The organism is Actinomadura madurae (assembly GCF_047130825.1).
GTDB lineage: Bacteria > Actinomycetota > Actinomycetes > Streptosporangiales > Streptosporangiaceae > Spirillospora > Spirillospora madurae.
This window is the reverse complement of record NZ_CP083237.1, coordinates 6,020,887-6,044,387: the sequence shown is the minus strand read 5'-3', so window position 1 is coordinate 6,044,387 and position 23,501 is coordinate 6,020,887. Positions and strand designations below refer to the sequence as shown.

At 71.5% G+C, this 23,501-nt stretch carries 30 protein-coding genes and 1 riboswitch; of the genes, 19 read left to right on the top strand and 11 right to left on the bottom strand.

What is annotated here, in order from left to right; all coding sequences use genetic code 11:
- The first annotated feature begins 80 nt into the window (after positions 1–80).
- The 9 genes from K8Z49_RS27465 to K8Z49_RS27425 all read left to right on the top strand — a co-directional run bounded on the left by K8Z49_RS27465 (position 81) and on the right by K8Z49_RS27425 (position 7,725).
- A complete protein-coding gene (locus K8Z49_RS27465) occupies positions 81–1,016 on the top strand; it encodes a CPBP family intramembrane glutamic endopeptidase (RefSeq protein WP_075024904.1) in 936 nt (311 codons plus the stop codon).
- Positions 1,017–1,144: 128 nt separating this feature from the next.
- Positions 1,145–1,369, top strand: a complete 225-nt coding sequence (locus K8Z49_RS27460) for a DUF2945 domain-containing protein (protein ID WP_075024905.1) — start codon at positions 1,145–1,147, stop codon at positions 1,367–1,369.
- Entirely contained in the window at positions 1,366–1,689 is a 324-nt protein-coding gene (locus tag K8Z49_RS27455) for a DUF3140 domain-containing protein (protein ID WP_412515573.1), read from the top strand. The genes K8Z49_RS27460 and K8Z49_RS27455 overlap by 4 nt, the downstream gene beginning before the upstream one ends.
- A 48-nt stretch (positions 1,690–1,737) precedes the next feature.
- Positions 1,738–2,265 carry a hypothetical protein gene (locus K8Z49_RS27450; RefSeq protein WP_024935957.1) on the top strand — a complete coding sequence of 176 codons (528 nt, stop codon included), beginning with the start codon at positions 1,738–1,740 and terminating at the stop codon, positions 2,263–2,265.
- 4 nt (positions 2,266–2,269) lie between these two features.
- The gene (locus K8Z49_RS27445) at positions 2,270–3,076 is read left to right on the top strand and encodes an alpha/beta fold hydrolase (RefSeq protein WP_412515572.1); all 807 of its coding nucleotides are present in this window, start codon (positions 2,270–2,272) and stop codon (positions 3,074–3,076) included.
- Positions 3,073–4,314, top strand: a complete 1,242-nt coding sequence (locus tag K8Z49_RS27440; protein WP_412515571.1) for a PP2C family protein-serine/threonine phosphatase — start codon at positions 3,073–3,075, stop codon at positions 4,312–4,314. The genes K8Z49_RS27445 and K8Z49_RS27440 overlap by 4 nt, the downstream gene beginning before the upstream one ends.
- A 65-nt stretch (positions 4,315–4,379) precedes the next feature.
- A complete protein-coding gene (locus K8Z49_RS27435) occupies positions 4,380–5,171 on the top strand; it encodes a carotenoid biosynthesis protein (RefSeq protein WP_081842793.1) in 792 nt (263 codons plus the stop codon).
- Entirely contained in the window at positions 5,159–6,604 is a 1,446-nt protein-coding gene (locus tag K8Z49_RS27430; RefSeq protein WP_111830810.1) for a phytoene desaturase family protein, read from the top strand. Before K8Z49_RS27435 ends, K8Z49_RS27430 begins: the two co-directional genes overlap by 13 nt.
- Positions 6,605–6,696: 92 nt before the next feature.
- Positions 6,697–7,725, top strand: coding sequence for a glycosyltransferase (locus K8Z49_RS27425; RefSeq protein ID WP_412515570.1), 1,029 nt, complete (start codon positions 6,697–6,699; stop codon positions 7,723–7,725).
- Here K8Z49_RS27425 and K8Z49_RS27420 read toward each other — a convergent pair.
- Positions 7,676–8,272 carry a glycerol-3-phosphate acyltransferase gene (locus K8Z49_RS27420; RefSeq protein ID WP_111830808.1) on the bottom strand — a complete coding sequence of 199 codons (597 nt, stop codon included), beginning with the start codon at positions 8,270–8,272 and terminating at the stop codon, positions 7,676–7,678. The genes K8Z49_RS27425 and K8Z49_RS27420 overlap by 50 nt on opposite strands.
- Here K8Z49_RS27420 and K8Z49_RS27415 point away from each other — a divergent pair.
- Complete coding sequence (locus tag K8Z49_RS27415) at positions 8,247–8,948, top strand: spheroidene monooxygenase (protein WP_412515569.1); 702 nt, start codon at positions 8,247–8,249, stop codon at positions 8,946–8,948. The two genes, K8Z49_RS27420 and K8Z49_RS27415, sit on opposite strands and share 26 nt — an antisense overlap.
- A gap of 5 nt (positions 8,949–8,953) precedes the next feature.
- On the opposite strand, the gene K8Z49_RS27410 is transcribed toward K8Z49_RS27415, so the two are convergent.
- From K8Z49_RS27410 to K8Z49_RS27395, 4 genes are all read right to left on the bottom strand, one after another.
- Positions 8,954–9,931 carry a phosphate acyltransferase gene (locus tag K8Z49_RS27410; RefSeq protein ID WP_412515568.1) on the bottom strand — a complete coding sequence of 326 codons (978 nt, stop codon included), beginning with the start codon at positions 9,929–9,931 and terminating at the stop codon, positions 8,954–8,956.
- A 1-nt stretch (position 9,932) separates the two neighbouring features.
- Positions 9,933–10,832 carry a phytoene/squalene synthase family protein gene (locus tag K8Z49_RS27405; RefSeq protein ID WP_412515567.1) on the bottom strand — a complete coding sequence of 300 codons (900 nt, stop codon included), beginning with the start codon at positions 10,830–10,832 and terminating at the stop codon, positions 9,933–9,935.
- Positions 10,823–12,268 (bottom strand): phytoene desaturase family protein, encoded by a 1,446-nt coding sequence (locus K8Z49_RS27400; RefSeq protein ID WP_412515566.1) that lies wholly within the window; start codon positions 12,266–12,268, stop codon positions 10,823–10,825. Before K8Z49_RS27400 ends, K8Z49_RS27405 begins: the two co-directional genes overlap by 10 nt.
- A gap of 112 nt (positions 12,269–12,380) precedes the next feature.
- A complete protein-coding gene (locus K8Z49_RS27395; RefSeq protein WP_021592130.1) occupies positions 12,381–12,680 on the bottom strand; it encodes a hypothetical protein in 300 nt (99 codons plus the stop codon).
- A 198-nt stretch (positions 12,681–12,878) separates the two neighbouring features.
- On the opposite strand from K8Z49_RS27395, the gene K8Z49_RS27390 reads away from it, so the two are divergent.
- From K8Z49_RS27390 to K8Z49_RS27375, 4 genes are all read left to right on the top strand, one after another.
- The gene (locus tag K8Z49_RS27390) at positions 12,879–13,409 is read left to right on the top strand and encodes a GAF domain-containing protein (protein ID WP_021592129.1); all 531 of its coding nucleotides are present in this window, start codon (positions 12,879–12,881) and stop codon (positions 13,407–13,409) included.
- Between the two features lie 25 nt (positions 13,410–13,434).
- Positions 13,435–14,130 (top strand): GAF domain-containing protein, encoded by a 696-nt coding sequence (locus K8Z49_RS27385; protein ID WP_412515565.1) that lies wholly within the window; start codon positions 13,435–13,437, stop codon positions 14,128–14,130.
- A 109-nt stretch (positions 14,131–14,239) separates the two neighbouring features.
- The gene (locus K8Z49_RS27380; protein ID WP_021592127.1) at positions 14,240–14,632 is read left to right on the top strand and encodes an STAS domain-containing protein; all 393 of its coding nucleotides are present in this window, start codon (positions 14,240–14,242) and stop codon (positions 14,630–14,632) included.
- A gap of 78 nt (positions 14,633–14,710) precedes the next feature.
- Positions 14,711–14,884, top strand: coding sequence for a hypothetical protein (locus K8Z49_RS27375; protein ID WP_021592126.1), 174 nt, complete (start codon positions 14,711–14,713; stop codon positions 14,882–14,884).
- 67 nt (positions 14,885–14,951) lie between these two features.
- Here the strand turns inward: K8Z49_RS27375 and K8Z49_RS27370 are convergent, their stop codons facing one another.
- Together K8Z49_RS27370 and K8Z49_RS27365 are read right to left on the bottom strand one after the other, a co-directional pair.
- Complete coding sequence (locus K8Z49_RS27370) at positions 14,952–15,329, bottom strand: PRC-barrel domain-containing protein (protein ID WP_412515564.1); 378 nt, start codon at positions 15,327–15,329, stop codon at positions 14,952–14,954.
- Positions 15,330–15,366: 37 nt separating this feature from the next.
- Entirely contained in the window at positions 15,367–16,194 is an 828-nt protein-coding gene (locus tag K8Z49_RS27365) for an MBL fold metallo-hydrolase (RefSeq protein WP_021592124.1), read from the bottom strand.
- A gap of 145 nt (positions 16,195–16,339) precedes the next feature.
- Between K8Z49_RS27365 and K8Z49_RS27360 the strand changes: the two genes are divergently transcribed.
- The 5 genes from K8Z49_RS27360 to K8Z49_RS27340 all read left to right on the top strand — a co-directional run bounded on the left by K8Z49_RS27360 (position 16,340) and on the right by K8Z49_RS27340 (position 19,612).
- Positions 16,340–17,161 (top strand): SAM-dependent methyltransferase, encoded by an 822-nt coding sequence (locus K8Z49_RS27360; protein WP_024935950.1) that lies wholly within the window; start codon positions 16,340–16,342, stop codon positions 17,159–17,161.
- The gene (locus K8Z49_RS27355) at positions 17,158–17,373 is read left to right on the top strand and encodes a DUF397 domain-containing protein (protein ID WP_075025031.1); all 216 of its coding nucleotides are present in this window, start codon (positions 17,158–17,160) and stop codon (positions 17,371–17,373) included. The genes K8Z49_RS27360 and K8Z49_RS27355 overlap by 4 nt, the downstream gene beginning before the upstream one ends.
- Positions 17,374–17,448: 75 nt before the next feature.
- Positions 17,449–18,288, top strand: a complete 840-nt coding sequence (locus K8Z49_RS27350) for a helix-turn-helix domain-containing protein (protein WP_181663203.1) — start codon at positions 17,449–17,451, stop codon at positions 18,286–18,288.
- Between the two features lie 6 nt (positions 18,289–18,294).
- Entirely contained in the window at positions 18,295–18,492 is a 198-nt protein-coding gene (locus tag K8Z49_RS27345) for a DUF397 domain-containing protein (RefSeq protein WP_021592120.1), read from the top strand.
- Between the two features lie 352 nt (positions 18,493–18,844).
- Entirely contained in the window at positions 18,845–19,612 is a 768-nt protein-coding gene (locus tag K8Z49_RS27340) for an ATP-binding protein (RefSeq protein ID WP_412515563.1), read from the top strand.
- A gap of 55 nt (positions 19,613–19,667) precedes the next feature.
- Here the strand turns inward: K8Z49_RS27340 and metE are convergent, their stop codons facing one another.
- The 4 genes from metE to K8Z49_RS27320 all read right to left on the bottom strand — a co-directional run bounded on the left by metE (position 19,668) and on the right by K8Z49_RS27320 (position 23,468).
- A complete protein-coding gene (gene metE, locus K8Z49_RS27335) occupies positions 19,668–21,899 on the bottom strand; it encodes a 5-methyltetrahydropteroyltriglutamate--homocysteine S-methyltransferase (RefSeq protein ID WP_412515562.1) in 2,232 nt (743 codons plus the stop codon).
- A 115-nt stretch (positions 21,900–22,014) separates the two neighbouring features.
- Positions 22,015–22,193, bottom strand: a riboswitch (cobalamin riboswitch).
- A 43-nt stretch (positions 22,194–22,236) separates the two neighbouring features.
- Positions 22,237–22,428: a DUF397 domain-containing protein gene (locus tag K8Z49_RS27330; protein ID WP_412515561.1), complete on the bottom strand. Its 192-nt coding sequence runs from the start codon at positions 22,426–22,428 to the stop codon at positions 22,237–22,239.
- Between the two features lie 39 nt (positions 22,429–22,467).
- Positions 22,468–22,665: a DUF397 domain-containing protein gene (locus K8Z49_RS27325; RefSeq protein WP_075025037.1), complete on the bottom strand. Its 198-nt coding sequence runs from the start codon at positions 22,663–22,665 to the stop codon at positions 22,468–22,470.
- Positions 22,656–23,468, bottom strand: a complete 813-nt coding sequence (locus K8Z49_RS27320) for a helix-turn-helix domain-containing protein (RefSeq protein ID WP_111830800.1) — start codon at positions 23,466–23,468, stop codon at positions 22,656–22,658. Before K8Z49_RS27320 ends, K8Z49_RS27325 begins: the two co-directional genes overlap by 10 nt.
- Between the last annotated feature and the right edge of the window lie 33 nt (positions 23,469–23,501).

Sequence of the window (23,501 nt, the reverse complement as noted above, 5' to 3'; positions counted from 1 at the left end):
ACGGGAGTGATCCGGAGGGTGCGCCGATGGTGCGATAGGTCGTGTTCGCACCACGACCCCCACCCCGATGGAGGCTCCCGATGAGCACGCCCACGCGGCCGGACACCGTCCAGTTCGCCCCGGCGCCCGTCCCCCGCCGCCGCGGACCGCTCGGACTCGTCCAGCGGCACCCGCTCCTGTCGTTCTTCACCGTGGCGTTCGCGGCGAGCTGGCTGTGCTGGCTGCCGTACCTGCTGTCCGCTCAGGGCCTCGGGGTGCTGGACTTCCGCTTCCCCGGGTTCACCGACGAGGCCCAGCTCCTCGGCATCCTCCCCGGCGCGTACGTCGGCCCGCTCGGCGCGGCGCTGCTCGTCACGCTCGTCACCGGCGGCCGCGCGGGGCTGCGCGACTGGAAGCGGCGGCTGCTGCGGATGCGGGTCGGCTGGTACTGGTACCCGCTCGTGGTGCTCGGCGTCACGGCGATGCTCATCGGCGGGACCCTGGCGCTGCCCGGCGCGGCCGGCGACCTGCGGACGCCCTCCGTCCTGGTCCTGGTGGCCTTCGTCCCCGCTCTCGTCGTCCAGATCCTGACGACCGGCCTCGCCGAGGAGCCCGGCTGGCGCGACCTCGCCCTCCCGCTGCTGCAGCGCCGCCACGGGGCCGCCGTAGGCACCCTGATCCTCGGTGTGGTGTGGGCCTTCTGGCACCTTCCGCTGTTCTTCACGGCCTGGTCGCTCGGCGGGACGCGGCCGGACACCGCCGGCTGGTGGAGCATGGTCGGCACGTTCCTCGTGATGTGCGTCGCGATCAGCTTCATCATCACCTGGGTCTTCAACCACACCAACGAGAGCCTGCCCCTCGCCCTGCTGCTGCACGCGACCAACAACAACGTCGCGAGCCTCGTCCTGCCGGAGATGTTCAAGGACACCGAGCCCTCGCTGATCCTGGTGGCGGGCAGCATCGGCTACGGGACGGTGGCGCTGGTGCTCCTGATCGTCACCCGCGGCCGGCTCGGCTACACCGGCCCGCGCGACTGACCGCACCGACCCGCACCGACCCGCACCGACAGGCACGGCGTGGCCCCGGCGGGGCCGCGCCCTGCCGCTTGTCGCTTTTGACCTGGGGTTTGGTCGGATGCGGCGGCTCGGGGGGTAGGTGGGCGTGCATGACGAAACGTGAGGACGAGTTCAAGGCGGGGGACGAGGTCACCTGGCGGAGCCACGGGTCCGAGGCCGAGGGACGGGTCGAGAAGAAGGTCACCGACCGGCGCGAGGAGGGCGGACGGACGGTCGCGGCGTCGCCGGAGGAGCCGCAGTACGTCGTCCGCAGCCACAAGAGCGGGAAGAAGGCCGTCCACAAGGCGTCGGCGCTGAAGAGGCGGAAGTCGTGACGGACGACGAGGTGGCGGCCGAGTTCGGGAAGGTCGTCAACATGACCGCCGGGGAGCTCGAACGCTGGCTGGAGACGGACGAGTCGCGGTCGGCCGGGCAGAAGGACGGCGGCGGGGAGTCGACCGGGCACGCGTCCGGGCGCAGGATCGTGGAGCTGCTCCGGGCGAAGAAGGCGGATCTGGGCGAGGACGACTACGCCCACATGAACAAGGTCGTCGGGTACGTGCACCGGCATCTCGCGCAGCGGCCGTCCGGGGACGTCACGGAGAGCAGGTGGCGGTACTCGCTGATGAACTGGGGTCACGACCCGCTCAAGTGATGGCGCCGGACAGTCGTCGGCGGGATCTCACCGGGTAGGGGGGCCTCCATGGAGAAAACGACATTCCTGGCGATCTACATGAACGATCACCTGGCCGGGGCGGCGGGCGGGGTGGCCCGGTCCCGTGCCCTCGCGCAGGCGCACGAGGGCAGGCCGGACGGGGAGCGGTTGCGCCGGCTGGCCGACGACATCGCGACCGACCGGGGCGCCCTGCTCGCGACCATGAAGGCGCTCGGCATCCCCGTCCGGCGCTACAAGAGCATCGCGATGTCCGCGGGGGAGAAGCTGGGACGGCTGAAGCTCAACGGGCAGCTGCGGGGCCGGCCCCCGCTGACCGACGTGGTGGAGGCCGAGGCCATGCGGCTCGGAGTCGAGGGGAAGGCGGCGTGCTGGCGCACCCTGCTCGCCCTCACCGGCGATTACCCCGCCCTGGACGCCGAGGAGCTGCGGAAACTGCTCGCGCGGGCCGAGGCGCAGATCACCATCCTGGAGGAGTTCCGGACGGTGGCCGCCACGGAGGCCTTCGGCGGCCGGCGCGGCCCCCGGCGGATGCCGTCCCCGGCCGAGCCCGTCTGAGAGCATGGACGTCGTCACCAGGAACAACGTGACCGTCCAGGGCCCGGCCGAGGGGCGCGTCGTCGTCCTCGCGCACGGGTTCGGTTGCGACCAGAACCTGTGGCGGCTGGTGGCCCCCCGCTTGGCCGAGACCTTCCGGGTGGTGCTGTTCGACTATGTCGGTTCCGGGCGGTCCGACCTGTCGGCCTGGGACGAGGCCCGCTACGGGTCGCTCGACGGGTACGCCCGCGACGTCGTGGAGATCTGCGAGGGGCTGGACGTCCGGGACGCCGTGTTCGTCGGGCACTCGGTCAGCGCGATGGTGGGCGTCCTCGCGGCGGCGGCCATGCCCGAGCGGATCACGGGACTGGTGATGCTGGTCCCGTCGCCGCGCTACATCGACGAGGCCGGCTACCGGGGCGGGTTCACCGCGGAGGACATCGAGGAGCTGCTGGCGTCGCTGGAGTCGAACTACCTGGGCTGGTCCGCCGCCATGGCCCCGGTGATCATGGGGAATCCGGACCGTCCCGAGCTCGGCGCGGAGCTGACCAACGCGTTCTGCCGCACCGACCCCGACATCGCCCGGGTCTTCGCGCGCACCACCTTCCTGTCGGACAACCGCGAGGACCTGCGCAACGTCACGGTGCCGACGCTGGTGCTGGACTGCGCCCAGGACGTGATCGCGCCGCCCGAGGTGGGCGCGTACGTGCACGCCGCGATCCCCGGCAGCCGGCTGCGGACGCTCGACGCGTCCGGCCGCTGCCCCCAGCTCAGCGCGCCCGAGCCCACCGCGGAGGCGATCATCGCCTTCGTCCGGGACCTGCCGCCGTGACGCGTCCCGCCGAGGAGTTCTACGAGAGCGCCCCGGTCGGCTACGTGTCCACCCGCATGGACGGGACGATCACCAAGATCAACCGGACGCTGCTGGACTGGATCGGCCGCGACCGCGCCGAGGTGCTGGACCGGCTGCGGTTCGCGGACCTGCTCACCGTGGGCGGCAAGCTCTACCACGAGACCCATTTCGCGCCGCTGCTGCACATGCAGGGCCGCGTCGACGGCATCGCCATGGAGGTCGTGGCCGCCGGCGGCGACCGCATCCCGGTGCTGGTCACGGCGGTCGTCACGAAGGTCCCGAACGGCGAGGACGGCGCGAGCGGGGCGGGCGGCGCGGCGGGCGAGAGCGGGGCGGGCGCGAGCAAGGCCGGCGGTGAGTCGCGGCAGATCCGCATGACGCTGCTTGAGGCCCGCGACCGCCGCGCCTACGAGGAGGAGCTCCTTCGCGCCCGCCGTGCGGCGGAGGAGGAGCATCGGAAGGCCGAGGTCGACCGCGACAGGTTGCAGGAGGCGCTCGACGTCCTGCAGCAGAGCCTCCTGCCTCCCCTCCTCCCGGAGGTTCCCGGCCTCCAGATCGCCTCGTCGTACCGCACCGCTTCGCCCGACCGTATGGGCGGCGACTTCTACGACGTGTTCCCCCTGGACGCGATGCGCTGGGGGTTCTTCCTCGGTGACGTGCGCGGCAAGGGCCCCAAGGCCGCCGCCATCACCTCGCTCACCCGCTACACGTTGCGCGCGGCGGCCGTTCAGGATCCCGAACCGGTGGCGGCGCTGACCGTCCTCAACACCGTCCTGGACGCGCACGGCACGGACGAGGACCTCCAGTACTGCACCGCCGTCTACGGGATGTTGACGCCGGGCCCCGCCTCTTTCACCGTCCATCTCGCCAGCGGCGGGCATCCGCCGGCGCTCGTCCTGCGGCGTGACGGACGGGCCGGGTACCTGCACACTCCGGGAGGCCAGCTCGTCGGAGCCCTGCCCGATGCGTTCTTCGCCAGCGCCGACACGGTCCTGCATCCGGGCGACACCCTCTTGCTGTATACCGACGGTCTGACCGAGGCTCGCACCGGCGCCGGCCGGGAACTGTTCGGCGAGGAGGCCCTGCGCTCCTTCGTCGCCGATCTCGCCCCCATGGACGCCAAGCCGCTGATCACCGCGTTGAACGGACTGCTCGAACAGTTCGGCGAGGCACTCCAGGACGACACGGCGCTGCTCGCGTTCAGCGTCTCTTCCTAGGCTCATGCATCCACGGCGGCATCCGGCCACGAAAAGGCTATGTGGGGCAGGTGCGGGTCGGGCGCATGGGACGAGCCGGACGGCATAGGAGGGCCGTCCGGCGGCGTCCGGCCGTCCGGCGGCGTCCGAGCGCATGGGCACTCGCGGGAACCGGGTTTCTCGCCGCGATGATGGCGGCGCAGGTGCTGTCCGGGGTGCGTCCGAGGCCGATCGTCCTGACCAGCGTCGTCGTGGCACTCCTGGCCGCGAGCGCCGTGTCGTACCTTGCCGCCCGGCACGGGCTCCGCCGGGCGGCGGCGGCCTTCGGCGCGGCGGTGGCCGTCGGGTACGTGGCCGAGTGGGTGGGAGTCCGGGCGGGCGTGCCGTTCGGGGAGTACTCCTACACGCCGGTGCTGCGACCGCAGGTGGGCGGCGTGCCGGTCACGGTGGCGGTGGCGTGGGGCGGCATGGGGCTCGCGGCCCACGCGGTCGCGGCGTCCGTCCTGCCGGAGAACCGGCTCGCGCGATGGGCGGCCGGAGCGCTGGCCCTGACCGCCTGGGACCTGTTCCTCGATCCGCAAATGCTGCGCCTCGGCCTGTGGACCTGGCCGGACGGCGGCCCGTACCGGGGCGTTCCGGTCAGCAACTTCGCGGGGTGGCTGCTGGTGTCGTTCCTGGTCATGGTGCTGATCGACGTCGTGGTTAGGCGGACGGACGTGTCCCGCGGGCTGGTCGCGCTCTACACGGTGATGGCGGCGATGGAGACGCTGGCGTTCGCGGCGGTGTTCGAGCCGCGCGACCTCCTCGTGGCGGCGGCCGGCGGCGCCGCGATGGGGGCGTTCGCCGTCCCGGCGTGGAGGCGCGCATGGCGGAGGTGATCGTGGTCGGCGGCGGAGTCGGCGGGATGGTCGCGGCACTGCTGCTGGCGCGCGGCGGCCACGACGTCCGGCTCTACGAGAGGCTCGGTCGGCTCGGCGGCAAGCTGGCGGAGCACGAGCGGGACGGCTTCGTGTTCTCGCTCGGCCCGTCGCTGCTCACGCTGCCCGGACTGTTCCGCGAGCTGGGCGTGGGCCGCCCCCTGCTGGAACTGGACGAGCTGTGCCGGTACCACTTCGCCGACGGAACGCTCCTGCGCGCCCACCGCGACCCCGCCCGGATGGCCAAGGAGGTCGACCGGCTGGCCCCAGGCCAGGGCGCCGCGTGGAGTGCCTACTACACCTGGGCCGAGAAGTGCCTGGCGGCCTCACAGCGAACCTTCTTCGCCGGGCCCCTGGGACGTCCACCGGAGCACGCCCGGCCCCGCGACCTGCTCGCGGTCGCGCCCGGCCGGACCCTGAACGGGCTGGCCCGCCGTTTCTTCGACGACCCGCGGCTGCGCCAGTACGTGAACCGGTACGCGACGTACGCGGGGTCGAACCCGTACCGGGCGCCGGCGGCGCTCGGCTGCGTCCCGGCGATCGAGCACGGGGACGGCGGCTGGTACGTGCCCGGCGGCATGCGGCGCCTCGCCGACGACCTCGCCGCGCTCCTGAGTTCGGCCGGCGTGGACGTCCGCACCGGTGCCGAGGTGGAGCGGGTGACCGCCTCTCGTTCGGCGGTCTCGGGCGTGATGCTGGCGTCGGGCGAACACGTGAGGGCGGACGCCGTGGTGGTCAACGCCGACGCCGCCGCCCTGTACGGCCGCCTGCTCCCCGACCGCCGCCGCCTGCGCCGGATCGCGACCCTCGGCACGTCGTCCTCGGCGTTCCTGCTGCTCGCCGGCGTCGACGGCCGGACCGACGGGCTGCCGCACCACTCGGTCCTCTTCTCGGCCGACTACCGGCGGGAGTTCGACGACATCTTCCTCCGCCGGGTGCCGCCCGAGGACCCCACGATCTACATCGGTTGCTCGGCGGTGGACGACCCCACCCAGGCGCCCGCCGGAGCGGAGAACTGGGTGCTGCTGGTGAACGTCCCGTCCCGCGACCCGGGCCGCTGGCCGATGTCCGTCGACGGCTACCGGGACCTGGTGCTGGAGCACTTGGCGCGCCGCGGCCACGACCTGTCGGGCCGCCTGCGCTTCGTCGAGCCGTTCACCCCGGCGGACCTCCGCGACCGCTACGGCGCCTGGGGCGGCGCGATCTACGGCACCCCCCACCTCGGCCGCCTCGCCCCCTTCCGCCGCCCCACCAACCGCGGCCCCCGCCACGGCCTGTACCTGGTAGGCGGCTCCACCCACCCAGGCGGCGGCCTCCCCCTGGTAGCAATGAGCGCCCGAATAGTAACCACCCTCCTCAACCAGGACTTCACCCCCGAAAGCCGATACCGATGAGGGTGCTTTCGGTGGGGCAGGGGGTGGCGGCCGGGGTGGTGGCGGGGCGGTTGGCGCGGGGGCGTGGACGTCCGACACCGCTGAGAGCCGGGGTGTCCGGTGAGCCGGCGGAGGCGATCTCGGTGGTGGTCCCCGCTCGCGACGAGGAGGCCCGCCTCCGGGGGTGCCTGGTGCGGGTGCTCGCCGACCCCGCGGTGAGCGAGGTGATCGTCGTGGACGACGAGTCGCGCGACGGCACGCCGCGCTTGGCCGCGGAACTGGGCGCGACGGTCGTCACGGGCGCGCCGCTGCCGGACGGATGGGTCGGCAAGCAGTGGGCGCTGCACCAGGGCGTCCAGGCGGCGAAGGGGCCGGTCGTGGTCCTGCTGGACGCCGACACGCGTCCCGAAGCCGGGCTCTGTGCGGAACTCGCCGCACTGCTCGACCGCTACGACCTGGTCAGCGTGGGGCCGCGGTTCATCTGCGGAGGCGTGGCCGAGCAGGCGCTGCACGCGTCGCTGCTGGCGACGCTCGTCTACCGGTTCGGCCCGGTCGGGCCCGCGGCGCCGTCCGCCGGACGTTTGCTGGTCAACGGCCAGTGCATGGCGTTTCGGAAGGCCCGGATGGCCGAGGCCGACGGGTTCGCCCGCGTCCGCGGCCACCTCACCGACGACGTCGCGCTCGGACGGCTCCTCGCGCGGGACGGCTGGCGGGTCGGATTCCTGGACGCGGGTCCCCTGCTCGGAGTGGACATGCACGAGTCGGCCGGCGCGGTGTGGCGGGAGTGGGGCCGGTCGATCTCCCTGCGGGACGTGACCCCGGCTCGACGGCTGGCGATGGACGTGGCGACGGTCTGGCTGACGGCCGCACTGCCCGTCCTGCGGGCCGCGATGGGACGTCCAACACCGCTCGACCTCGCCCTCCTGGCGCAGAGGTTCCTGCTGGTGGCCGCGCTGCGCGGAAGCTACGCGCGGCCGGGCCTGGGGCTCGCGCTTTCCCCGTTGCTGGACGTGGCCGCGGCCGTCCGGCTGACGCGGTCGGCGTTGTCTCCGGCGCGGGCCTGGCGCGGGCGGGGGTACGGGCGGGAGGCGGTCATGTCCGGCGGCCCGCCAGGGCGGCCTGTCCGAAGCGCAGCCCGATGAGGCACATCAGCGCCCCGGTTCCGGCGACCTGCTCGACCGGCGCGAAGAACAGTTGCAGCACCGGCAGCGAGAACACGGCGAGGCGGGTGCCCCGGGCGAACGACCGGAAGGTCAGGCTCCCCGCGACGAGCAACGCGACACCGAGCGCGAACGCCGCCGGGCAGATCACCGCGAACCCGCCGGCGAACGTGAGGATGGAGCGTCCGCCGCGCCCGCCCGCGAACACCGGCCAGGCGTGGCCGACCATCGCCGCCGCCACCGCCGCGTACACCGGCAGGACGCTCTCCCCGGCCACCGACCCCGCCGCGCTCGTCTCGGCCCCGCTCGCCAGCAGGCCGAGCAGGCCCGCCGCCGTGCCCTTGAGCATGTCGCCGGCGAAGACGGGTGCGGCCGCCTTCCAGCCGAGCCGCTCCATGACGTTCCAGAAGCCGGGATTGCGGTCGCCGACGTCACGCGGGTCGAAGCCGTGCGCGCGCCCGACGAGCACCGCGACCGGCACCGAACCGAGCAGGTAGCCGCCGATGACCGCCACGAGCACGGGAATCATCGCCTCGTTTCACCTCGTCAGGTACGCGGGTGTGGACGCCATGCGGTACATGGCGTTCGACCGTCCGGAACTGCGGGGCACCGGCGGCCTGCGGTTCTGGCGGCTGCTCGGCACGGGCCGGGGCCGGTCGATGAGTCTCGGCGCCGACCTGCGCCGCTGGGCGCTGTTCGCCGTGTGGGACGGCGAACCGGCGCTGGAGCGGTTCCTGGCGCGCTCCCGGATGGCGGCGCGATGGCGGGCGGAGGCCGAGGAGTCGTGGCATGTGCGCCTCGCGCCGATCACGTCCCGTGGCCGCTGGGGTGGGCGAGACCCGTTCGAGGACGTCCCTGCCCGCCCGGCCCCGCGCGGGCCGGTGGCTGTGCTGACCCGGGCGTCGATCCGCCCGCGCCGCCTCGTGGCGTTCTACCGCGCCGTCCCCGACGTGGACAGGCTGCTGCGCCACCAGGACGGCTGCCTCGCCTCCGTCGGCATCGGGGAGTGGCCGCTGGCCCGGCAGGCCACATTTTCCTTGTGGGACGAGGAAAATGCCGTCCGGTGCTTCGCCTACGGCCGGACCGCACACCGCGACGTCATCGGACGCGTCCGCGACGAAGGCTGGTACAGCGAGGAGCTCTTCGCCCGCTTCGCTCCCTACGGAAGCCAGGGCACATGGGACGGCCGCGACCCCCTCGCCTGACCCGCTCACACACCCGCCCCTCTGACCGCCAGGTCACGCGCCACCACGCAGGCACGCGCGATGGCGGCGGGCCCGGACGAGCCGTGCGCGACGACCACCGTCCCGTCCAGCCCCAGCAGCGCCGCACCCCCGTGCGTGTCGGCCGCGTACAGCCGCGCGACCTCGTCCAGCGGACCCGTCTCAGCAAGCCCAGCACGCGCCACCATGCCGAGCGTGGTGCGGACACAGCCCTCGATGTTCTTCAGGACGACATTTCCGGTGAAGCCGTCGGTGACGACCACGTCGACGGTCCCCGCCAGCACGTCATGCCCCTCGACGTTGCCGTGGAAGCGGACCGGCATGTCCGGCAACAACCTCGCGGCATCCCGGACAAGCCGATTCCCCTTCCCAGGCTCGGAACCGACAGACAGCAACCCCACCGACGGATCGCGCACGCCCAGCACGCCGCGCGCATACTCGGCGCCGAGCGTCGCGAACTGCGCCAGCATCTCGGCCGACGGATCGGCGGTCCCGCCGGCGTCGACCAGCACTGTCGACCCAGCCGCCGTTGGAAGCGCGACGGCCAGCGCGGGACGCAACACACTCTCGCGCCGCCCGAACGCACGCACCGCGCACGCCACGACCGCCCCCGTCGACCCCGCCGACACGAACGGCGCCCCCTCTCGCCGGGCGAGCTCGCACCCCACCGTGAGACTCGCCCCCCGCCGCGCCACTGACCGCGCCCCCGCCTCGGCCATGGGAACGACCTCGTCGGCATGGTGGACGTCCAACTCGCCCACACCGCCCTGCCGCCCCAACTCCCGCTCGACCACCTCCGCCCGTCCCACCAGAACGACCGGCACCCCGAACTCCCGCCAAGCCACCAACGCCCCCGCCACCGCCACCGCGGGCCCAGAATCACCCCCCATCGCATCCAACACAACAAACCCCCCACCCGCGTCGGAGTCTTTGGTGGGGGCGTGGTCGGGTGGTGGGGTGGGCATTTCAGGTGGTTTCTGGGCGGCGTTCGGCTCGGGTGGCGGCGTTGGCCGCTAGGAGGTGGCGGGCGTAGATCGCGGCTCGGCGTCTACGGGGGACTCGGGCGCGGCCGGTCAGGACGTCGTGGTCCGCGGCGGCGATCTCGTCCAGGATGCCGCCGTACAGCTGGTGCGCCGCGCGAATGCAGGGGCGCGAGGACGGGGTCAGCAGTTCCACGCCTTGCAGCGCTTGCCGGTAGTGGTCGCGGGCGCGGTTGGCCTCGAAAGCCACTAGGTCTCGCATTGGGCGGGTGCAGGTTCCGGAGGCTAGGTCGGTTTCGGTGACGCCGAACTTCGCCATGTCCTCCAGAGGGAGGTAGACGCGGCCCCGGGCGAGGTCTTCGGAGACGTCCCGGAGGAAGTTGGTGAGCTGGAACGCCCGGCCCAGCTCGCGGGCGGGTTCGCGTGCGGAGTGCAGGGCGCCCGGCACGGTCTCCAGGACCGGCAGCATCATCAGCCCGATGGCCGCGGCTGATCCCTCCATGTAGGCCCGCAGGTCCTCGTAGGTGTTGTAGCTGGTGACGGTCAGGTCGGCGCGCATCGACTCCAGGAACGCGTCGATGTCCGCGCGTCCGACGTCGAAGGACCGGACGGTGTGCGCGAAGGCGGGCAGCACCGGGTCGCGGACGGGCTCGCCGGCCATCGCGGCGTCCAGGCGGGCGGTGACCTCGTCCAGGGCCGCGGCGCGTGCGGCCGGGTCGCCGGGTCCGCACTCGTCGACGATGTCGTCGACGTGGCGGGCGAACCCGTAGAGGGCGTGCACGTGCCTGCGCTTCCACTCCGGGAGCAGCAGCGTGGCGAGGTAGAAGGAGCGGCCGTGCCGGGCGTTGAGGCGGCGGCAGTGCTCGTAGCTCGCGGTCAGCGCCATGGGGCGTCCTCCAGGATCCGGGCGGCGGCGAGCCTTCCGGAGATCAGGGCGGGCGGGACGCCCACACCGGGGGCGGTGTACATGCCGGCGAAGTGGAGCCGCGGGACGCGGCTGCGGCCCGACGGCCGGAACCACGCGGTCTGCCGGAAGCGGTGGTCCAGGGCGAACGGGGTGCCCGCCGAATGGCCGAGCCGGGCCCATGCGGGCGGGTCGATGATCAGTCGCGGGGCCGACGGCAGGTCGTAGCCGAGGTCGGCCAGCCGGTTCCGCAGGCGTTGGGTGAGGTGGTCCCAGTCGGCGCCGCCTGTCAGGTTGGGGGCGGGTTCCAGGACGCTGAGCGTCGCGTCTCCGGGATAGGTGATCAGCAGGCTCGGGTCGGGTTGGGGGCGGCCGGCCGTCAGGGCGCCGAACCCGTCCCGCCAGTGGCGGCCGAAATGCAGGGTGTGGTGGGCCTGGTCGGGCAGGCGTTCGTCGAGCCCGAAGTGCATGACCAGGCAGGACGGCGAGTAGCGGGGGCTGCGCAGGCGCCAGTCGCTTGCCGTCTCGGGGAGGAGCCCGGCGTGTGCGCGCGGCAGGTCGCAGGCGACGACGACGTGGCTCGCGGGCAGCCGCTCGCCTGTGTTCAGGCGGACGGCCGTCACCCCGGACGCGTCCGTCTCCACCCGCTCGGCCACGACTCCGTATCTAAAAGTTGCGCCAGATTTTTCCGCCACGTCAGCCAGCGCCTGGGGAATGGCATGCATACCGCCACGGGAAGGGAAGAAGACGCCATTCACCGTGTCCATGTGGGCGATGATCGCGTAGATGGCCAGTGCTTTGTGGGGAGCCAAGCCGACGTAGAGGGACTGGAAAGTGTGTGCCTTGATAAGGCGTTCGTCGGTCAATTGGCTGGACACCCATCGGTCCAGTCTCCGGAACCCGCCCGCCGCCGCCAGTTTCAGCAACGCGTAAGGGCGGGCCATGCTGCGCAGCCGGGTCATGTCCGCGTCGATGAATGAGGACCATTCCGCCTCGAAGAGCGTTCCGAGGCGGTGCCGGAAACGCAGGTACCGGGCCGCCTCTGCCGGGCCGCACAGCTCCCGGACGTTGCCGGCCATCCGCTCCGCGCCGGCCACCACGTCCAGCCGGGAGCCGTCAGGGAACGCCAGCCGGTACGACGGATCCAGCCGCCGGAGCGGCAGCACGCCGTCCATGTCCACGCCCGCGGCGCCGAACGTGGCGGCCAGCACGTCCGGCATGGTCAGCACGGACGGGCCCGTGTCGAACCGGTAGGGGCCGGAGGTCACCGACCCGCAGCAGCCGCCCGGCGCGCCGCGGCCCTCGACGACCAGCACGTCACGGCCCCGCGCGGCCAGGTGAAGCGCCGCGGACAGGCCGCCGAGGCCCGCCCCGACGACCACGACGGGATCGCGCGCCGTCCGGTGCCAGAGATCCACCGCTTCCTCCAGCGTCGTCCGTGAGGTTCTGCACGGTCCTTCGGGACGTGACGGCCGGGCGGTTGCATCCGCCTTCCACACCCGTCCTCGACAAGCGTGGGCCGCGGTGCGGTCAGCGGACCGTGGTCGAGTGCGCTTCCCGGCCGGCGACACGCTCGTTCATTGCGTCGCGCCGCCCGAGCATGTCCATCGTCTTGTCGCGCATTTCCTCCATGCGCAGGGCGATGCCCATGGCGAAGAATGTCGGGGCCCATTCACCGACGAAGATGCCCCATCGGTCGGCCCGTTCCAGACCGGCGTCCTCCAGCCGGTTGGACATCGCCCACGAGGCGAACGCCAGCCCGATCGACCCGATTCCCGCCATGTACATGATGTTCGACTTCAGGCCCCACTTGTGCAGTGTGTCGATCATTTTCCCTCCTTGGTTCGGTCGCCCCCGTACCCTGGGCCCGTGTACGCAAGCGCGTATTAACGGGATTTTGCCCGCGATGCGGAATGTCGGGTCTCGTCCGGGTGTGGGGGTGACATCGCGCGGGCACGGGTAGAGTCGACGCGGAAGTTCCGCCCTGTGTCCGCGGATCAGCACTGACGGCTGCCCGAGGTGACGATCATGGCGAACGATTCCGGCACCGGTTTCTCCGGTACCGACCGCACCCTGTTCCTGGCGGCGGGACGCCTGTGCCGCGCGCTGCGCTCGATGGTCGCGATCTCGCGGGCCGACGGCGTGGCGCTGATGCTCGACGACCCGGAGGCGGGGCTGCGCGCGGTGGCCGGGTCCACCGCCGAGGGGCTGGAGCTGGAGTACGCCGAGCAGTCCGAGCGGGACGGCCCGGCCCACGAGTCCGTGGCCGCCGACCACCCGGTCGCCGTGGACGACCTGGAGGGCCGCGGCGGCACCGCGTACGCGAGGCTGGCGCGCCGGGCCGCACCGGTCCGGGCCGTGCTGGCGGTGCCCGTGCACGCCGGCGGTGCCGTCATCGGGGCGCTGAACTTCTACCGGATCACACCGGGGGCGTGGACGAGCGACCAGATCGCGGTCGGGCAGAGCCTGGCCGACACCGCGGCCGACCTTCTGGTCCGGCTCCCCGTGCCTCCGCCGGCGTACGACCAGGACGGCCGTGGCGCCATGACGTCCCATTAACGGGCATCCGAGGACGGGGAACACCGTGCAGATCGACAGCGAAGCATTGGGGGCGAGCCTGAAGCGCCTGCGGAAGGCTCCGCACGAACCTGATGTCGTGCGCGCCCTGCAGCGGGTGGTCAGCTCGGTGGACCGCCTGTTCGGCTACGACGGCGCGGGCATCATGCTCATCGATCAGGAGGAGCAACTCCGCTACGTGGCCGCGGGCGACGAGGCCGGCCGGTCCCTGGAGGAGGCGCAGGCCCGCGCCGAGCAGGGGCCCTGCTACGACACCTACGTCGTGGGGCACCCGGTCACCACCAAGGACGTGCGCTCGGACGCCCGGTGGCCCCAGCTCGCGGAGGTGCTCGACGAGCGGGTGCGCGCCGTGGCCGGCGTCCCGATCCTGCTGGGCGGCAGCCCGGTCGGCACCCTGAACGTCTACCAGTCCGAGCCCGCCGAATGGGACGAGTCCGACATCGTCGCACTGCGCGCCTACGCCGGGCTCGCCGGGGAGCTCGTGGCGGCCGCGCTGGCGTCCCAGGAGCACAGCGCCACCGCCGCCCAGCTGCAGTACGCGCTGGACTACCGGGTGGTCATCGAACGCGCCATCGGCTTCCTGATGGCGACCCACGGCGAGGACGCCGTCGCGGCCTTCAACCGGCTGCGCCGGCGGGCCCGCGCCAGCCGCCGGCGCGTCGCCGACCTCGCCGCCGAGGTCCTGAGCGGGGGCGACGCCTGAACCTGCGCACGTGCCGACCATCCCCGACCCGATCTTGATCTTCCCTTCTCGATGGTCCGGCCCCTGCCCCCGTCCGGCCCGGAGATCCCGCGCAGCCCTTGGAGGCTCAGTGACCTCGGCCGACCGTTCGACCTCGCCGCCCGCGCAAGGCAGCATCAGCTGCGCCGGCGGCCTGCTTCTGCTGGACATCCTCGTCCATCCCGACGAGCCCACCACCGAGCTGCGCCTCACCGGCGAGCTCGACTGCTCCACCGCCGACGACCTGCGGCATCACATCGCGGTCGCCATCGACGCGCACGACCCGCACCGGCTCCTGCTGGACCTCTCCGAACTCGCGTTCATCGACTCCAGCGGACTGTCGGTCATGGTGCGGGCGCACCAGCTGATGGCCCGGCGCGGACGGCTGCTGTCCCTGTGCGATCCGCAGCCGCGGGTGCGCCGCATCCTGCACGTCGCCGGGCTGCACACCCGGCTGCACATCACGAACGGCAAAGCGCTCTAAACGAGACCTTTGCCATGTATCAACCTTCCTGAAAGGGGCACACCCGAGGCGCTGAGACGCACCACGAGGAGGCCCCCGATGCCCTGGTTGATGATCCTGGTACTGCTGCTCGCGCTGATCCTGTTCGGGGTCGGCTTCACGCTCAAGGTCCTGTGGATCGTGGCCGCCGTCGTCCTGCTGGTGTGGCTGCTGGGCTTCGTGGCCCGCGGCACGGGACCGTCCGGTCGGCGAGGCCGCTGGTACCGCTGGTGAGCAAGCGGCGGCAGGCGGCGCCGTCCCGTCCTATCCGGGACGGGGCGGCGCGACCGCGCCGGAGGCGTCAGCGGCGGGCCAGGCGGCGCTCGCTCGGGCCCGCCTTGTACGGGATGTCGTAGTGGGCGAAGACCGCCGGTTCGGCGGCGGCGAGCAGCTCGCCGTCGGTGTCGATCGACGGGGCGTCCTTCACCTGCTTCTTCGGGTAGGCGAGCCGGAGGTGCTCCGGGCCCAATGTCGCGCCGTCCAGCGGCGCGAACACCAGGCGCTGCCGGGTCGGCAGCCCGACCTTCACCGTGGCGAAGAACGGCTCGTCGGTCAGCGTGTCGACGTAGACGGCCTCCAGCTGGCCCACCTTGCTCCCGGACGCGTCGATGACGTCCCGGCCGCGCCACTGCCTGATGTCCTCGATCTGAAACATGATTCCGTCCAGCTTTCGGGTCATGTGTCGCGTCTACCCAGCCGACGCGAGTCATGCGCCTTTACGGGTGCGTGAAGGTGTGAGTCTGACCTGGGGCGACGTAGGCGGCCCTGTCGGACAGTCCACGGCGTTCCAGTTCCCGCCGGAAATCCTCCAAAGATGAGGTCATCACGGTGTAGTCCTCGTAGTGGACGGGCACCGCGGTCGCCGGACGGATCGTCTCTATGAGATCGGCGCCCTGGACGGCGTCCATGGTGACCAGAAGGCCGCCGGGCAGCCTGGTGCCGCCCAGATGCAGGACGGCCACATGAATGTCGCGGTGGCGCCGGGCTATTTGTTCGATTCCGTCGAACATCAGCGTGTCACCGGTGATGTAGAGGCGGAACTGCACATCGCCGGTGGCGGGTCCGAATTCCAGAAGGCTGCCCATGACCGGCGGCAGCATGTACTGGACGGGGCCGGGAGCGTGCCGGCCGGGCATGGACGTGACGCGCAGCAGCGCCCCGTCCTTGACCAGCGTGTGCGACTCCCACGTGCGCAGGCCGACGGCGTGCCGGAAGCGGTGCCATCCCTGGAGGCGGCGCGCCGCGTGGGGCGTGGTGACGATCGGCAGTCCCCGGTCGAGTTTCGCGCGCGCGACCCGGTCCCAGTGGTCGCCGTGCAGGTGGGACAGGACGACGGCGTCCAACTGCGGCAGGTCGCCGATGCGCACCGCGGGCTCGGTGAGCCGCCGCGTGGTCAGCCCGAATCCGAGATAGGCGCGCTGCCCCCGGTGCAGGAAGTTGGGATCCGTCAGCAGCGTGAACGGCCCGCAACGCAGCAGCATGGTCGCATTGCCGACGAACTGCATCGTGAGCTGACGCAGGGCGAGTTCCGGCGCGGTCTTCATATTTTCCCCCTTTCGCCTCGCCCATGCCCGGGGAAGGGGAGGCGAACCCTGGACCGGCGTTGACCGAAACATCGCACGGTCAAGGGCCTTGCTTCATAATTCGTGCATCACAAGTTGCGGCAATGGAGGCGAAACGGTGAGCGGCATGGAGAAGGCTCCTCCCGGGGTGGACATCACCGTCCCCAGCCCGGCCCGGATGTACGACTACATCCTCGGCGGAACGGAGAACTACGACGTCGACCGCAAGGCCGCGGAGGCGGTCCGGAAGAACATGCCCGACCTGGAGGACGCCGCCTGGGCGAACCGCGGGTTCCTGCAGCGGTCGGTGCGCCGGCTCGCCGAGGGCGGCATTCGGCAGTTCGTCGACATCGGCGCGGGCCTGCCGACGCGGAACAACACGCACGACGCCGCGCAGGCGGTGGCGCCCGACGCCCGCGTCCTGTACGCCGACAACGACCCGATGGTGGCGGCGCACGCGAAGAACCTGCTGGCCGGGTCGTCCGGGACGGCGTTCATCACGGCCGACTTCCGCGACCCCGACGGGCTGCTCGGGCACGAGGAGGCCCTCGCCCTGATCGACTTCACGAAGCCCGTGGCGCTGCTGCTGGTCGCGGTGACCCACTTCGTCCCGGACGAGGACGACCCGTGGGGCGTCGTCCAGCGGTACATGAGCCGGCTGGTGCCCGGCAGCTACCTGGTGCTGTCCTCCATCACCAGCGAGCGGCAGCCCGACAAGGCGATCGACACGGTCGAGGAGGTGTACTCCAAGTCGTCCACCGGAGCCGTCCGCGTCCGGGCGCGTGCCGACATCGAGCGGTTCTTCACCGGGCTGGAGATCGTCCCGCCCTATGGCGGGGCCCCGGCGGAGCTCGCCTACGTTGGGCAGTGGGGTGCCGAAGACCCTGACGCCGCCGACAGTGATGGGTCGCGGTGGGGATACTGCGCTGTGGCGAGGAAGCCGATATGAGGAAACCGTCAGTCGAGGAGCTGGGCGTCGATCCGGACGCCCTGGAGTGGAAGCGGTCGGAGACGGACGAGGGAGCCATCGAGGTGGCGTTCGTCGGGGAGTGGACGCTGCTGCGCACGTCCGGTGACCTGATCTCGGTCTTCGACGAGCATGAGTGGGCGTGCTTCCTGGACGGTGTCAAGAAGGGCGAGTTCGATCGCGCCGCTTCCTGATCCGATCGGATCTGTGATTCACAAGTTCGGAAGGCGTATGCTGATGGCGGCCGGATGTCAAGGGAGGTGGTTCCGGTGAGCGAGGCGTACGGGGCCACCATCGCCAAGCGGGGGCTGGCGCGCCGTTTGAAGGAGCTGCGCGTCGAGGCGGGATACACGGCCAACCAGGTCTGCGACCGGCTGAACTGGGGACGGGGCAAGGTCGGCCGGTTCGAGGCCAACAGCTGGGTACGGCCCGAGCTCAGCGATATCCGCGATCTGGCGCGCATCTACGAGGGCAGCGATCTCGACGAGCTCGAAGAGCTCGCCGCCCGCGCGCGCCGGCGGGCCTGGTGGCGTGACTACTCGGATGTGTACGACAACGAGTTCCCCGGCTTCGAGGGAGACGCGTCGAGCATCCGGGTGGTCATGCCGCTGGTACTTCCCGGGTTGTTGCAGACGTTGCCGTACATGCAGGCGCTCCTGTCGTCCGGTACCAGGACGCCCGAATGGCGCGAGCGCGCCCTGCGGGCACGGCTGAGGCGGCAGCAGATCCTCGACAGGGACGAGCACGCCCCGGAGCTGATCGCGGTCATCACCGAGGCGTCGCTGATGTACGAGTGGGGCGACGCCGGCGACCGGCGGGCGCAGCTCGCCCATCTGCTGACGATGTCCCGGCGTTCCAACGTGGAGCTGCGGCTGCTGCGGCTCGCGGACGGGCTGCACCCGGGCATGTCCACGCTGGTCAACATCTTCCGATTCCCCGGCGGCGAGCCGCCCATGGTCTTCCTCGAGAACGACGCGGCGATCCAGGAGATCGACACCCCCGGCGACGTGGAGGCATATGACGCCATCTTCGACCAGATCCGCCAGGCGGCGCTCGGCCCAGCCGACACCGCGGACCATCTGCAGAAACTGATCTCAACGCTGGAGTAGACCGGTATGGATCTCTCTCAGGCACGGTGGTTCAAGGCCACCGCCAGCGCGAGCAGCAACGGAGGCTGCGTCGAGGTCGCCGACCTCGAGACGGCCACCGGGCTGCGTGACAGCAGGACACCGGAGGCCGGGGCGCACGTCGTCGCCCGGACCGTCTTCGCGTCGTTCCTCGAGGACGTCCGGGCGGGACGCTACGACCGCTGACCCGGGCCGCACACAGATCCCCCAGGGCTGCACCCCTGGGGGATCTTCATGTGTGCGGCCCTCTCTCAGGCGACGTCCACGCTACAGCGGCGCGGAGGGCCGGTCCCCTGTCCGCCGGTACACGTTTCAGGCGCCCCCGGGCGACGTGGTTTGGGCCATTACGGGCACATCGGTGAACGTCTCACTCGTGGGTGGATGATCCTTGCGGTCCGCCGCCCCGGGACGCCAGAAATGTGCGAAGCTTGGAACTGTGATTCACACATAGCGAGTCGCGAACCATGAGGGCGCATGTCGCGAATGTCTGGATCACGACCGGCTCCGCTAACGACCCTGTGCTGTGAGGGTGGGCGTCATGACGAAGGCCGCAGCGATGTGCGGGATTCCCTGGAGACTGGAAAACGGCGGCTGCGCCGCCCTCCCCCTCCCCGCGGACACCTCCATCGCCAGGGTCGCCCGCGCCCACGTCACCGGCCTCCTGCCCGCGTTCGGCCTGTCGATCGGCGACGTCGACGACATCACGCTCATGGTCAGCGAGCTGGCCACCAACGTCCTGCAGCACGCGACGTCCCGCGACGGCGCCCCGGGAGCCGAACTCTGGGTCTACCAGCGCGACAACGGGCACGGCCAGGACGAGCTGGTCGTCAAGACGTTCGACACGCTGCGCGGATGGCGCCCGCCCGCCGACCCCGGCGACGACATCCTCGACCACGGCCGCGGCCTGGAGATCATCGAGCTCCTCACGCGGGGCCGGTGGGGCCACCACCCGACGCGGTCCCGGCTGCGGACGCCGGCCGTCCGCGGCAAGGCGACCTGGTTCGCCGTCCCGCTCCCGCACACCGTGCGCCGCCGCCACGTCTGGCGGGTGGACGGCCCGCACGCCACGCGGGACCTCCACGCGCTGATCGTCCGGCGCGGGATCGTCCACCTCACCCCCACCGAGAAGTCCGGTCGACCCGTCCTGCACGGCATGGGCGACCTGACCGTCTGGTGCGAGGCCGCGTCGTTCCGCTGGTGCGCCCGCTCCGGCGCGGACGGCCGTCTCCCCATCACCGACATCACCGAAGCCTGCGAACAGATCGTCCAGCTCTGCGAGACGCTGGACGATCCCGATCGCGGGTGACCCCGCCCGGCGTCGCGTGGCCCGGCGGGGGGGCGGGCCACGCGACTCCCGGGCGTCAGCCCGCGACCTCCTCCCGGACGCGCCGGGCCGCCGCGACGAGGTTGCGCAGCGACGCCTCCGTCTCCGGATAGGCGCGGGTCTTCAGGCCGCAGTCGGGGTTGACCCACAGCCGTGCGGGCTCCACCGCCCGGAGCGCGCGCCGCAGGTTGTCCTCCATCTCCTCCGCGGACGGGACGCGCGGGGAGTGGATGTCGTACACGCCGGGCCCGATGCCGTTCTCGTACCCCGCGGCGCGCAGGTCACCGACCAGCTCCATGCGGGAACGGGCCGCCTCGACGCTGGTGACGTCGGCGTCCAGCGCACCGATGGCCCCGATAATCTCCCCGAACTCCGAGTAGCACATGTGCGTGTGGATCTGGGTGGAGTCGGCGACCCCCGAGGTGGCGAGCCGGAACGCCCCGACCGCCCAGTCCAGGTAGGCGGGACGGTCGGCGGCCCGCAGCGGCAGCAGCTCGCGCAGCGCGGGCTCGTCCACCTGGATGACGCGGATCCCGGCCGCCTCCAGATCGGCGATCTCGTCCCGCAGAGCCAGGGCGACCTGGCGCGCGGTGTCGGCGAGCGGCTGGTCGTCCCGCACGAACGACCACGCCAGCATCGTCACCGGACCGGTCAGCATCCCCTTGACCGGCCTGCTCGTCAGCGACTGCGCGTACGTCGCCCACTCGACCGTCATCGGACGGGGCCGCGCGACGTCGCCGTGCAGGATCGGCGGGCGGACGTACCGCGACCCGTACGACTGCACCCACCCGTGCTCGGTCGCCGCATACCCGTCGAGCTGCTCGGCGAAGTACTGCACCATGTCGTTGCGCTCCGGCTCGCCGTGCACGAGGACGTCCAGCCCCAGGTCCTCCTGCAACGCGATGACGCGGGCGATCTCGTCCTTCATCGCCCGTGTGTAGGCCTCCTCGCCGATGCGCCCGGCACGCCGGTCAGCGCGGATCCTGCGGATCTCGGGCGTCTGCGGGAACGAGCCGATCGTGGTCGTGGCCAGCGCGGGCAGCCCCAGCGCCTCCCGCTGGGCGGCGAACCGGACGGCCCGGTCACCCCGCCGCGCGTCGCCGATCGCCTTCACCCGCTCGCGGACGGCCCTGTCGACCGCCGGCCCGGCCGCCGCGGCCTCGGCGGGCACGTCCTCGCGCAGCGCACGCCCGAGCGCGACGACCTCACCGACCTTCTGCCGGGCGAACGCGAGCCGGCTCCGTACTTCGGGGGCCGGCGACGTCTCGGCGTCCAGATCGATCGGAACGTGCATCAGCGAACACGACGTGCTCACCACCAGCCGGTCGACGAGCCCGAGCAGCGAGGCGCTGGTCGCCCTGGCCCGCCGCTGGTCCGTCCGCCACACATTGCGTCCGTCGACCACACCCGCGACGAGCGTCTTGCGAGGCAGCCCACCGACCGACGCCAGCACATCGACGTTCTGCGCCCCAGCGACGAGATCGAGCCCGACGGCCTCGACACGGCTCCTCGCGAGAACCCGCAACGCGTCCACACCGATCGTGCCGAAATAGGTGGCGACCATCAGCCGCGGCCTGCTGGTCAGCCGCCCGAGCCGCGCGTAGGCACGGGCGAGCGCGTCGATCTCCTCGGACGTCCGGTCCTCGACGAGCGCGGGCTCGTCCAGCTGTACCCATTCCGCGCCCGCCCCGGCGAGCCGCTCCAGCACCTCGGCGTACACGTCGACGAGCCCGTCGAGCAGGCTCAGCGGGCGGAACCCGTCCACCGCGGGCTTGGCCAGCAACAGGTATGTCAGCGGCCCGACGAGCACGGGCCGCGTCTCGATCCCGAGCGCCCTCGCCTCCCGGTACTCGGCGAGCGGCTTGGCCGCCGCCCCCTCCGCCAGCCGGAACCGCGTCCCCGGCCCCACCTCGGGCACGATGTAGTGGTAGTTGGTGTCGTACCATTTGGTCATCTCAAGCGGCGGGACGTCCTGCACGCCCCGCGCCATGGCGAAGTACCGGTCGAACCCGGTCAGGTGCCGATACCGCTCGGGAATCGCATCGACCAACACACTGGTGTCGAGCACGTGGTCGTAGAACGAGAACGTGTTGGACGGGACGCTGCCGAGCCCGGCGTCACGCAGCTGCGTCCAGACCTCCGCCCGAAGGCGGGCACCGGCCTCGACAAGCGCGCCGGCGTCGGCACGTCCGGCCCAGTAGTTCTCTGTGGCGACCTTGAGTTCCCGGTTCGGGCCGATCCGGGGATATCCGAGGATCGTGGTGTTCATGGCGGCTTCCCTCGCTCTGCCACGGGCGGACACGCGGGAGGGCGCACGGCCTTGCCGTGTCGCGGGCCGTCCCACGAGGCCGCGGACCACCGCACGCCGGCCGGCGCACGGGCGGAGGCAGGTCTTCGGACTCGCGGGCATCGCCTCTCCGAGGCGTCCTACTGGCCGTCGCTTCCCAGGCCGCGTGGCCCAGTGCGTGATGACGGCGGTCGTTCCCGCTCACCGCTGCGGGGCAGTCCCGGACTCACACCGGGTTCCCTCTTACGACACTCACGCCCAAGCGCAAGCGAACCATCCGCACCCCCACCCTACCGACCCTCACGCAGAGGCAGCCTTGTTAGGAGAGGTCGTGTGTCCCGCGCTTGATGTTCGTGGCGAGTTGGCGGAAGGAGGTGGCCGTGAGGGTGAGGTGGGGTCCGTTGGGGTGTTTGCTGTCGCGCACGCCGATGTTTCCCGAGAGCCCCGCAACCTCGACACAGTCGGACTGCTGACCGGTACCGCTGTGACTCGATCTGCGCCACGTGGTCATGGTTGCCCCTTCAGGGCGGCTCCTGAGCGGACGGCCTTGCTAGGGGAGGTCGTGTGTGCCGCGCTTGATGTTCGTGGCGAGTTGGCGGAAGGAGGTGGCCGTGAGGGTGAGGTGGGGGCCGTCGGGGTGTTTGCTGTCGCGCACGCCGATGTTTCCGGAGAGCGCCGCAACCTCGACACAGTTGGACTGTCCGCTGGTGCCGCTGCGGCTCGACTTACGCCATCTGGTCACGTCCATCTCTCCAATGCGGCTTCTAGGAGCGCCCTAGACGGGCTGACCGGGGTGGCTATGTCACCAATTGAGTCGTATTGTACTTCGACGTCCTGGACATCGATCGGGTCCATCAGAAACCGCCCACGAGTCGTCGCTTCGTCATATGCCAGATCGCGGTCATCGACCGTGAGGATCATGATCGGACCATCCAGCCCGGGGTGCGCTCCTGCACTGTTCTCGACCACCCGGATATTCACATGGGGAAGCTCACTCAGCTCTATGAGTTGAGTGAGCTGGTCCCGCATGATCTCGCGCGAGCCGACCAGTTGCGCCAGGGCGGCCCAACTGAGGTAGGCCGTCACGCGTGGCGGGGCCTCCTTGTCGAAGACGGCGGCCTTGCGGGACATGCGACGTTCCAAGTCGGCGTCCAGCTCGTTGGAAGTCCCTGCCATCAGCGCGGCACGTGCATAGTCGGATGTCTGCAGGAGTCCAGGGATCATGGTGGGCTCCCACATGCGGATTCGTGTCGCGCGGCGCTCGAACTCGGCGAGCGACAGCAGCCAGTCGCCCTCGTCCGCCATCTCCGCGAAGCCGACGAGGTGCGTGAACATCCCGTCCGTCCCCCAGAGGCGGTCGACGGTTTCGGCGTGCGCGCGCTTGAGCCGGAGCGTCGCGGACTCGTATCGGGAAACAGTCGAACGATCGCAGTCGAGGGCGTCGCCGAGAGCTTGCCCCGACATACCGTGCGTTTCGCGGTATCGGCGCAGGTGAACCGCGATGAAGTGCCAGATCGATCGTGACGGGTCCAATGAGTCCCGCGCGCGCATGGCTCCTCCGGTTTGTTGCGGTCCAATCCGGAA

Bases quoted from the DNA above. Each gene is read 5' to 3' on its own strand.
- K8Z49_RS27465 (WP_075024904.1), top strand. From the start codon at position 81: ATGAGCACGCCCACGCGGCCGGACACCGTCCAGTTCGCCCCGGCGCCC.
- K8Z49_RS27460 (WP_075024905.1), top strand. From the start codon at position 1,145: ATGACGAAACGTGAGGACGAGTTCAAGGCGGGGGACGAGGTCACCTGG.
- K8Z49_RS27450 (WP_024935957.1), top strand. From the start codon at position 1,738: ATGGAGAAAACGACATTCCTGGCGATCTACATGAACGATCACCTGGCC.
- K8Z49_RS27445 (WP_412515572.1), top strand. From the start codon at position 2,270: ATGGACGTCGTCACCAGGAACAACGTGACCGTCCAGGGCCCGGCCGAG.
- K8Z49_RS27435 (WP_081842793.1), top strand. From the start codon at position 4,380: ATGGGACGAGCCGGACGGCATAGGAGGGCCGTCCGGCGGCGTCCGGCC.
- K8Z49_RS27430 (WP_111830810.1), top strand. From the start codon at position 5,159: ATGGCGGAGGTGATCGTGGTCGGCGGCGGAGTCGGCGGGATGGTCGCG.
- K8Z49_RS27415 (WP_412515569.1), top strand. From the start codon at position 8,247: ATGACCGCCACGAGCACGGGAATCATCGCCTCGTTTCACCTCGTCAGG.
- K8Z49_RS27420 (WP_111830808.1), bottom strand. From the start codon at position 8,272: ATGATTCCCGTGCTCGTGGCGGTCATCGGCGGCTACCTGCTCGGTTCG.
- K8Z49_RS27410 (WP_412515568.1), bottom strand. From the start codon at position 9,931: ATGCCCACCCCACCACCCGACCACGCCCCCACCAAAGACTCCGACGCG.
- K8Z49_RS27405 (WP_412515567.1), bottom strand. From the start codon at position 10,832: ATGGCGCTGACCGCGAGCTACGAGCACTGCCGCCGCCTCAACGCCCGG.
- K8Z49_RS27395 (WP_021592130.1), bottom strand. From the start codon at position 12,680: ATGATCGACACACTGCACAAGTGGGGCCTGAAGTCGAACATCATGTAC.
- K8Z49_RS27390 (WP_021592129.1), top strand. From the start codon at position 12,879: ATGGCGAACGATTCCGGCACCGGTTTCTCCGGTACCGACCGCACCCTG.
- K8Z49_RS27375 (WP_021592126.1), top strand. From the start codon at position 14,711: ATGCCCTGGTTGATGATCCTGGTACTGCTGCTCGCGCTGATCCTGTTC.
- K8Z49_RS27370 (WP_412515564.1), bottom strand. From the start codon at position 15,329: ATGACCCGAAAGCTGGACGGAATCATGTTTCAGATCGAGGACATCAGG.
- K8Z49_RS27365 (WP_021592124.1), bottom strand. From the start codon at position 16,194: ATGAAGACCGCGCCGGAACTCGCCCTGCGTCAGCTCACGATGCAGTTC.
- K8Z49_RS27360 (WP_024935950.1), top strand. From the start codon at position 16,340: ATGGAGAAGGCTCCTCCCGGGGTGGACATCACCGTCCCCAGCCCGGCC.
- K8Z49_RS27355 (WP_075025031.1), top strand. From the start codon at position 17,158: ATGAGGAAACCGTCAGTCGAGGAGCTGGGCGTCGATCCGGACGCCCTG.
- K8Z49_RS27345 (WP_021592120.1), top strand. From the start codon at position 18,295: ATGGATCTCTCTCAGGCACGGTGGTTCAAGGCCACCGCCAGCGCGAGC.
- K8Z49_RS27340 (WP_412515563.1), top strand. From the start codon at position 18,845: ATGACGAAGGCCGCAGCGATGTGCGGGATTCCCTGGAGACTGGAAAAC.
- metE (WP_412515562.1), bottom strand. From the start codon at position 21,899: ATGAACACCACGATCCTCGGATATCCCCGGATCGGCCCGAACCGGGAA.
- K8Z49_RS27330 (WP_412515561.1), bottom strand. From the start codon at position 22,428: ATGACCACGTGGCGCAGATCGAGTCACAGCGGTACCGGTCAGCAGTCC.
- K8Z49_RS27325 (WP_075025037.1), bottom strand. From the start codon at position 22,665: ATGGACGTGACCAGATGGCGTAAGTCGAGCCGCAGCGGCACCAGCGGA.
- K8Z49_RS27320 (WP_111830800.1), bottom strand. From the start codon at position 23,468: ATGCGCGCGCGGGACTCATTGGACCCGTCACGATCGATCTGGCACTTC.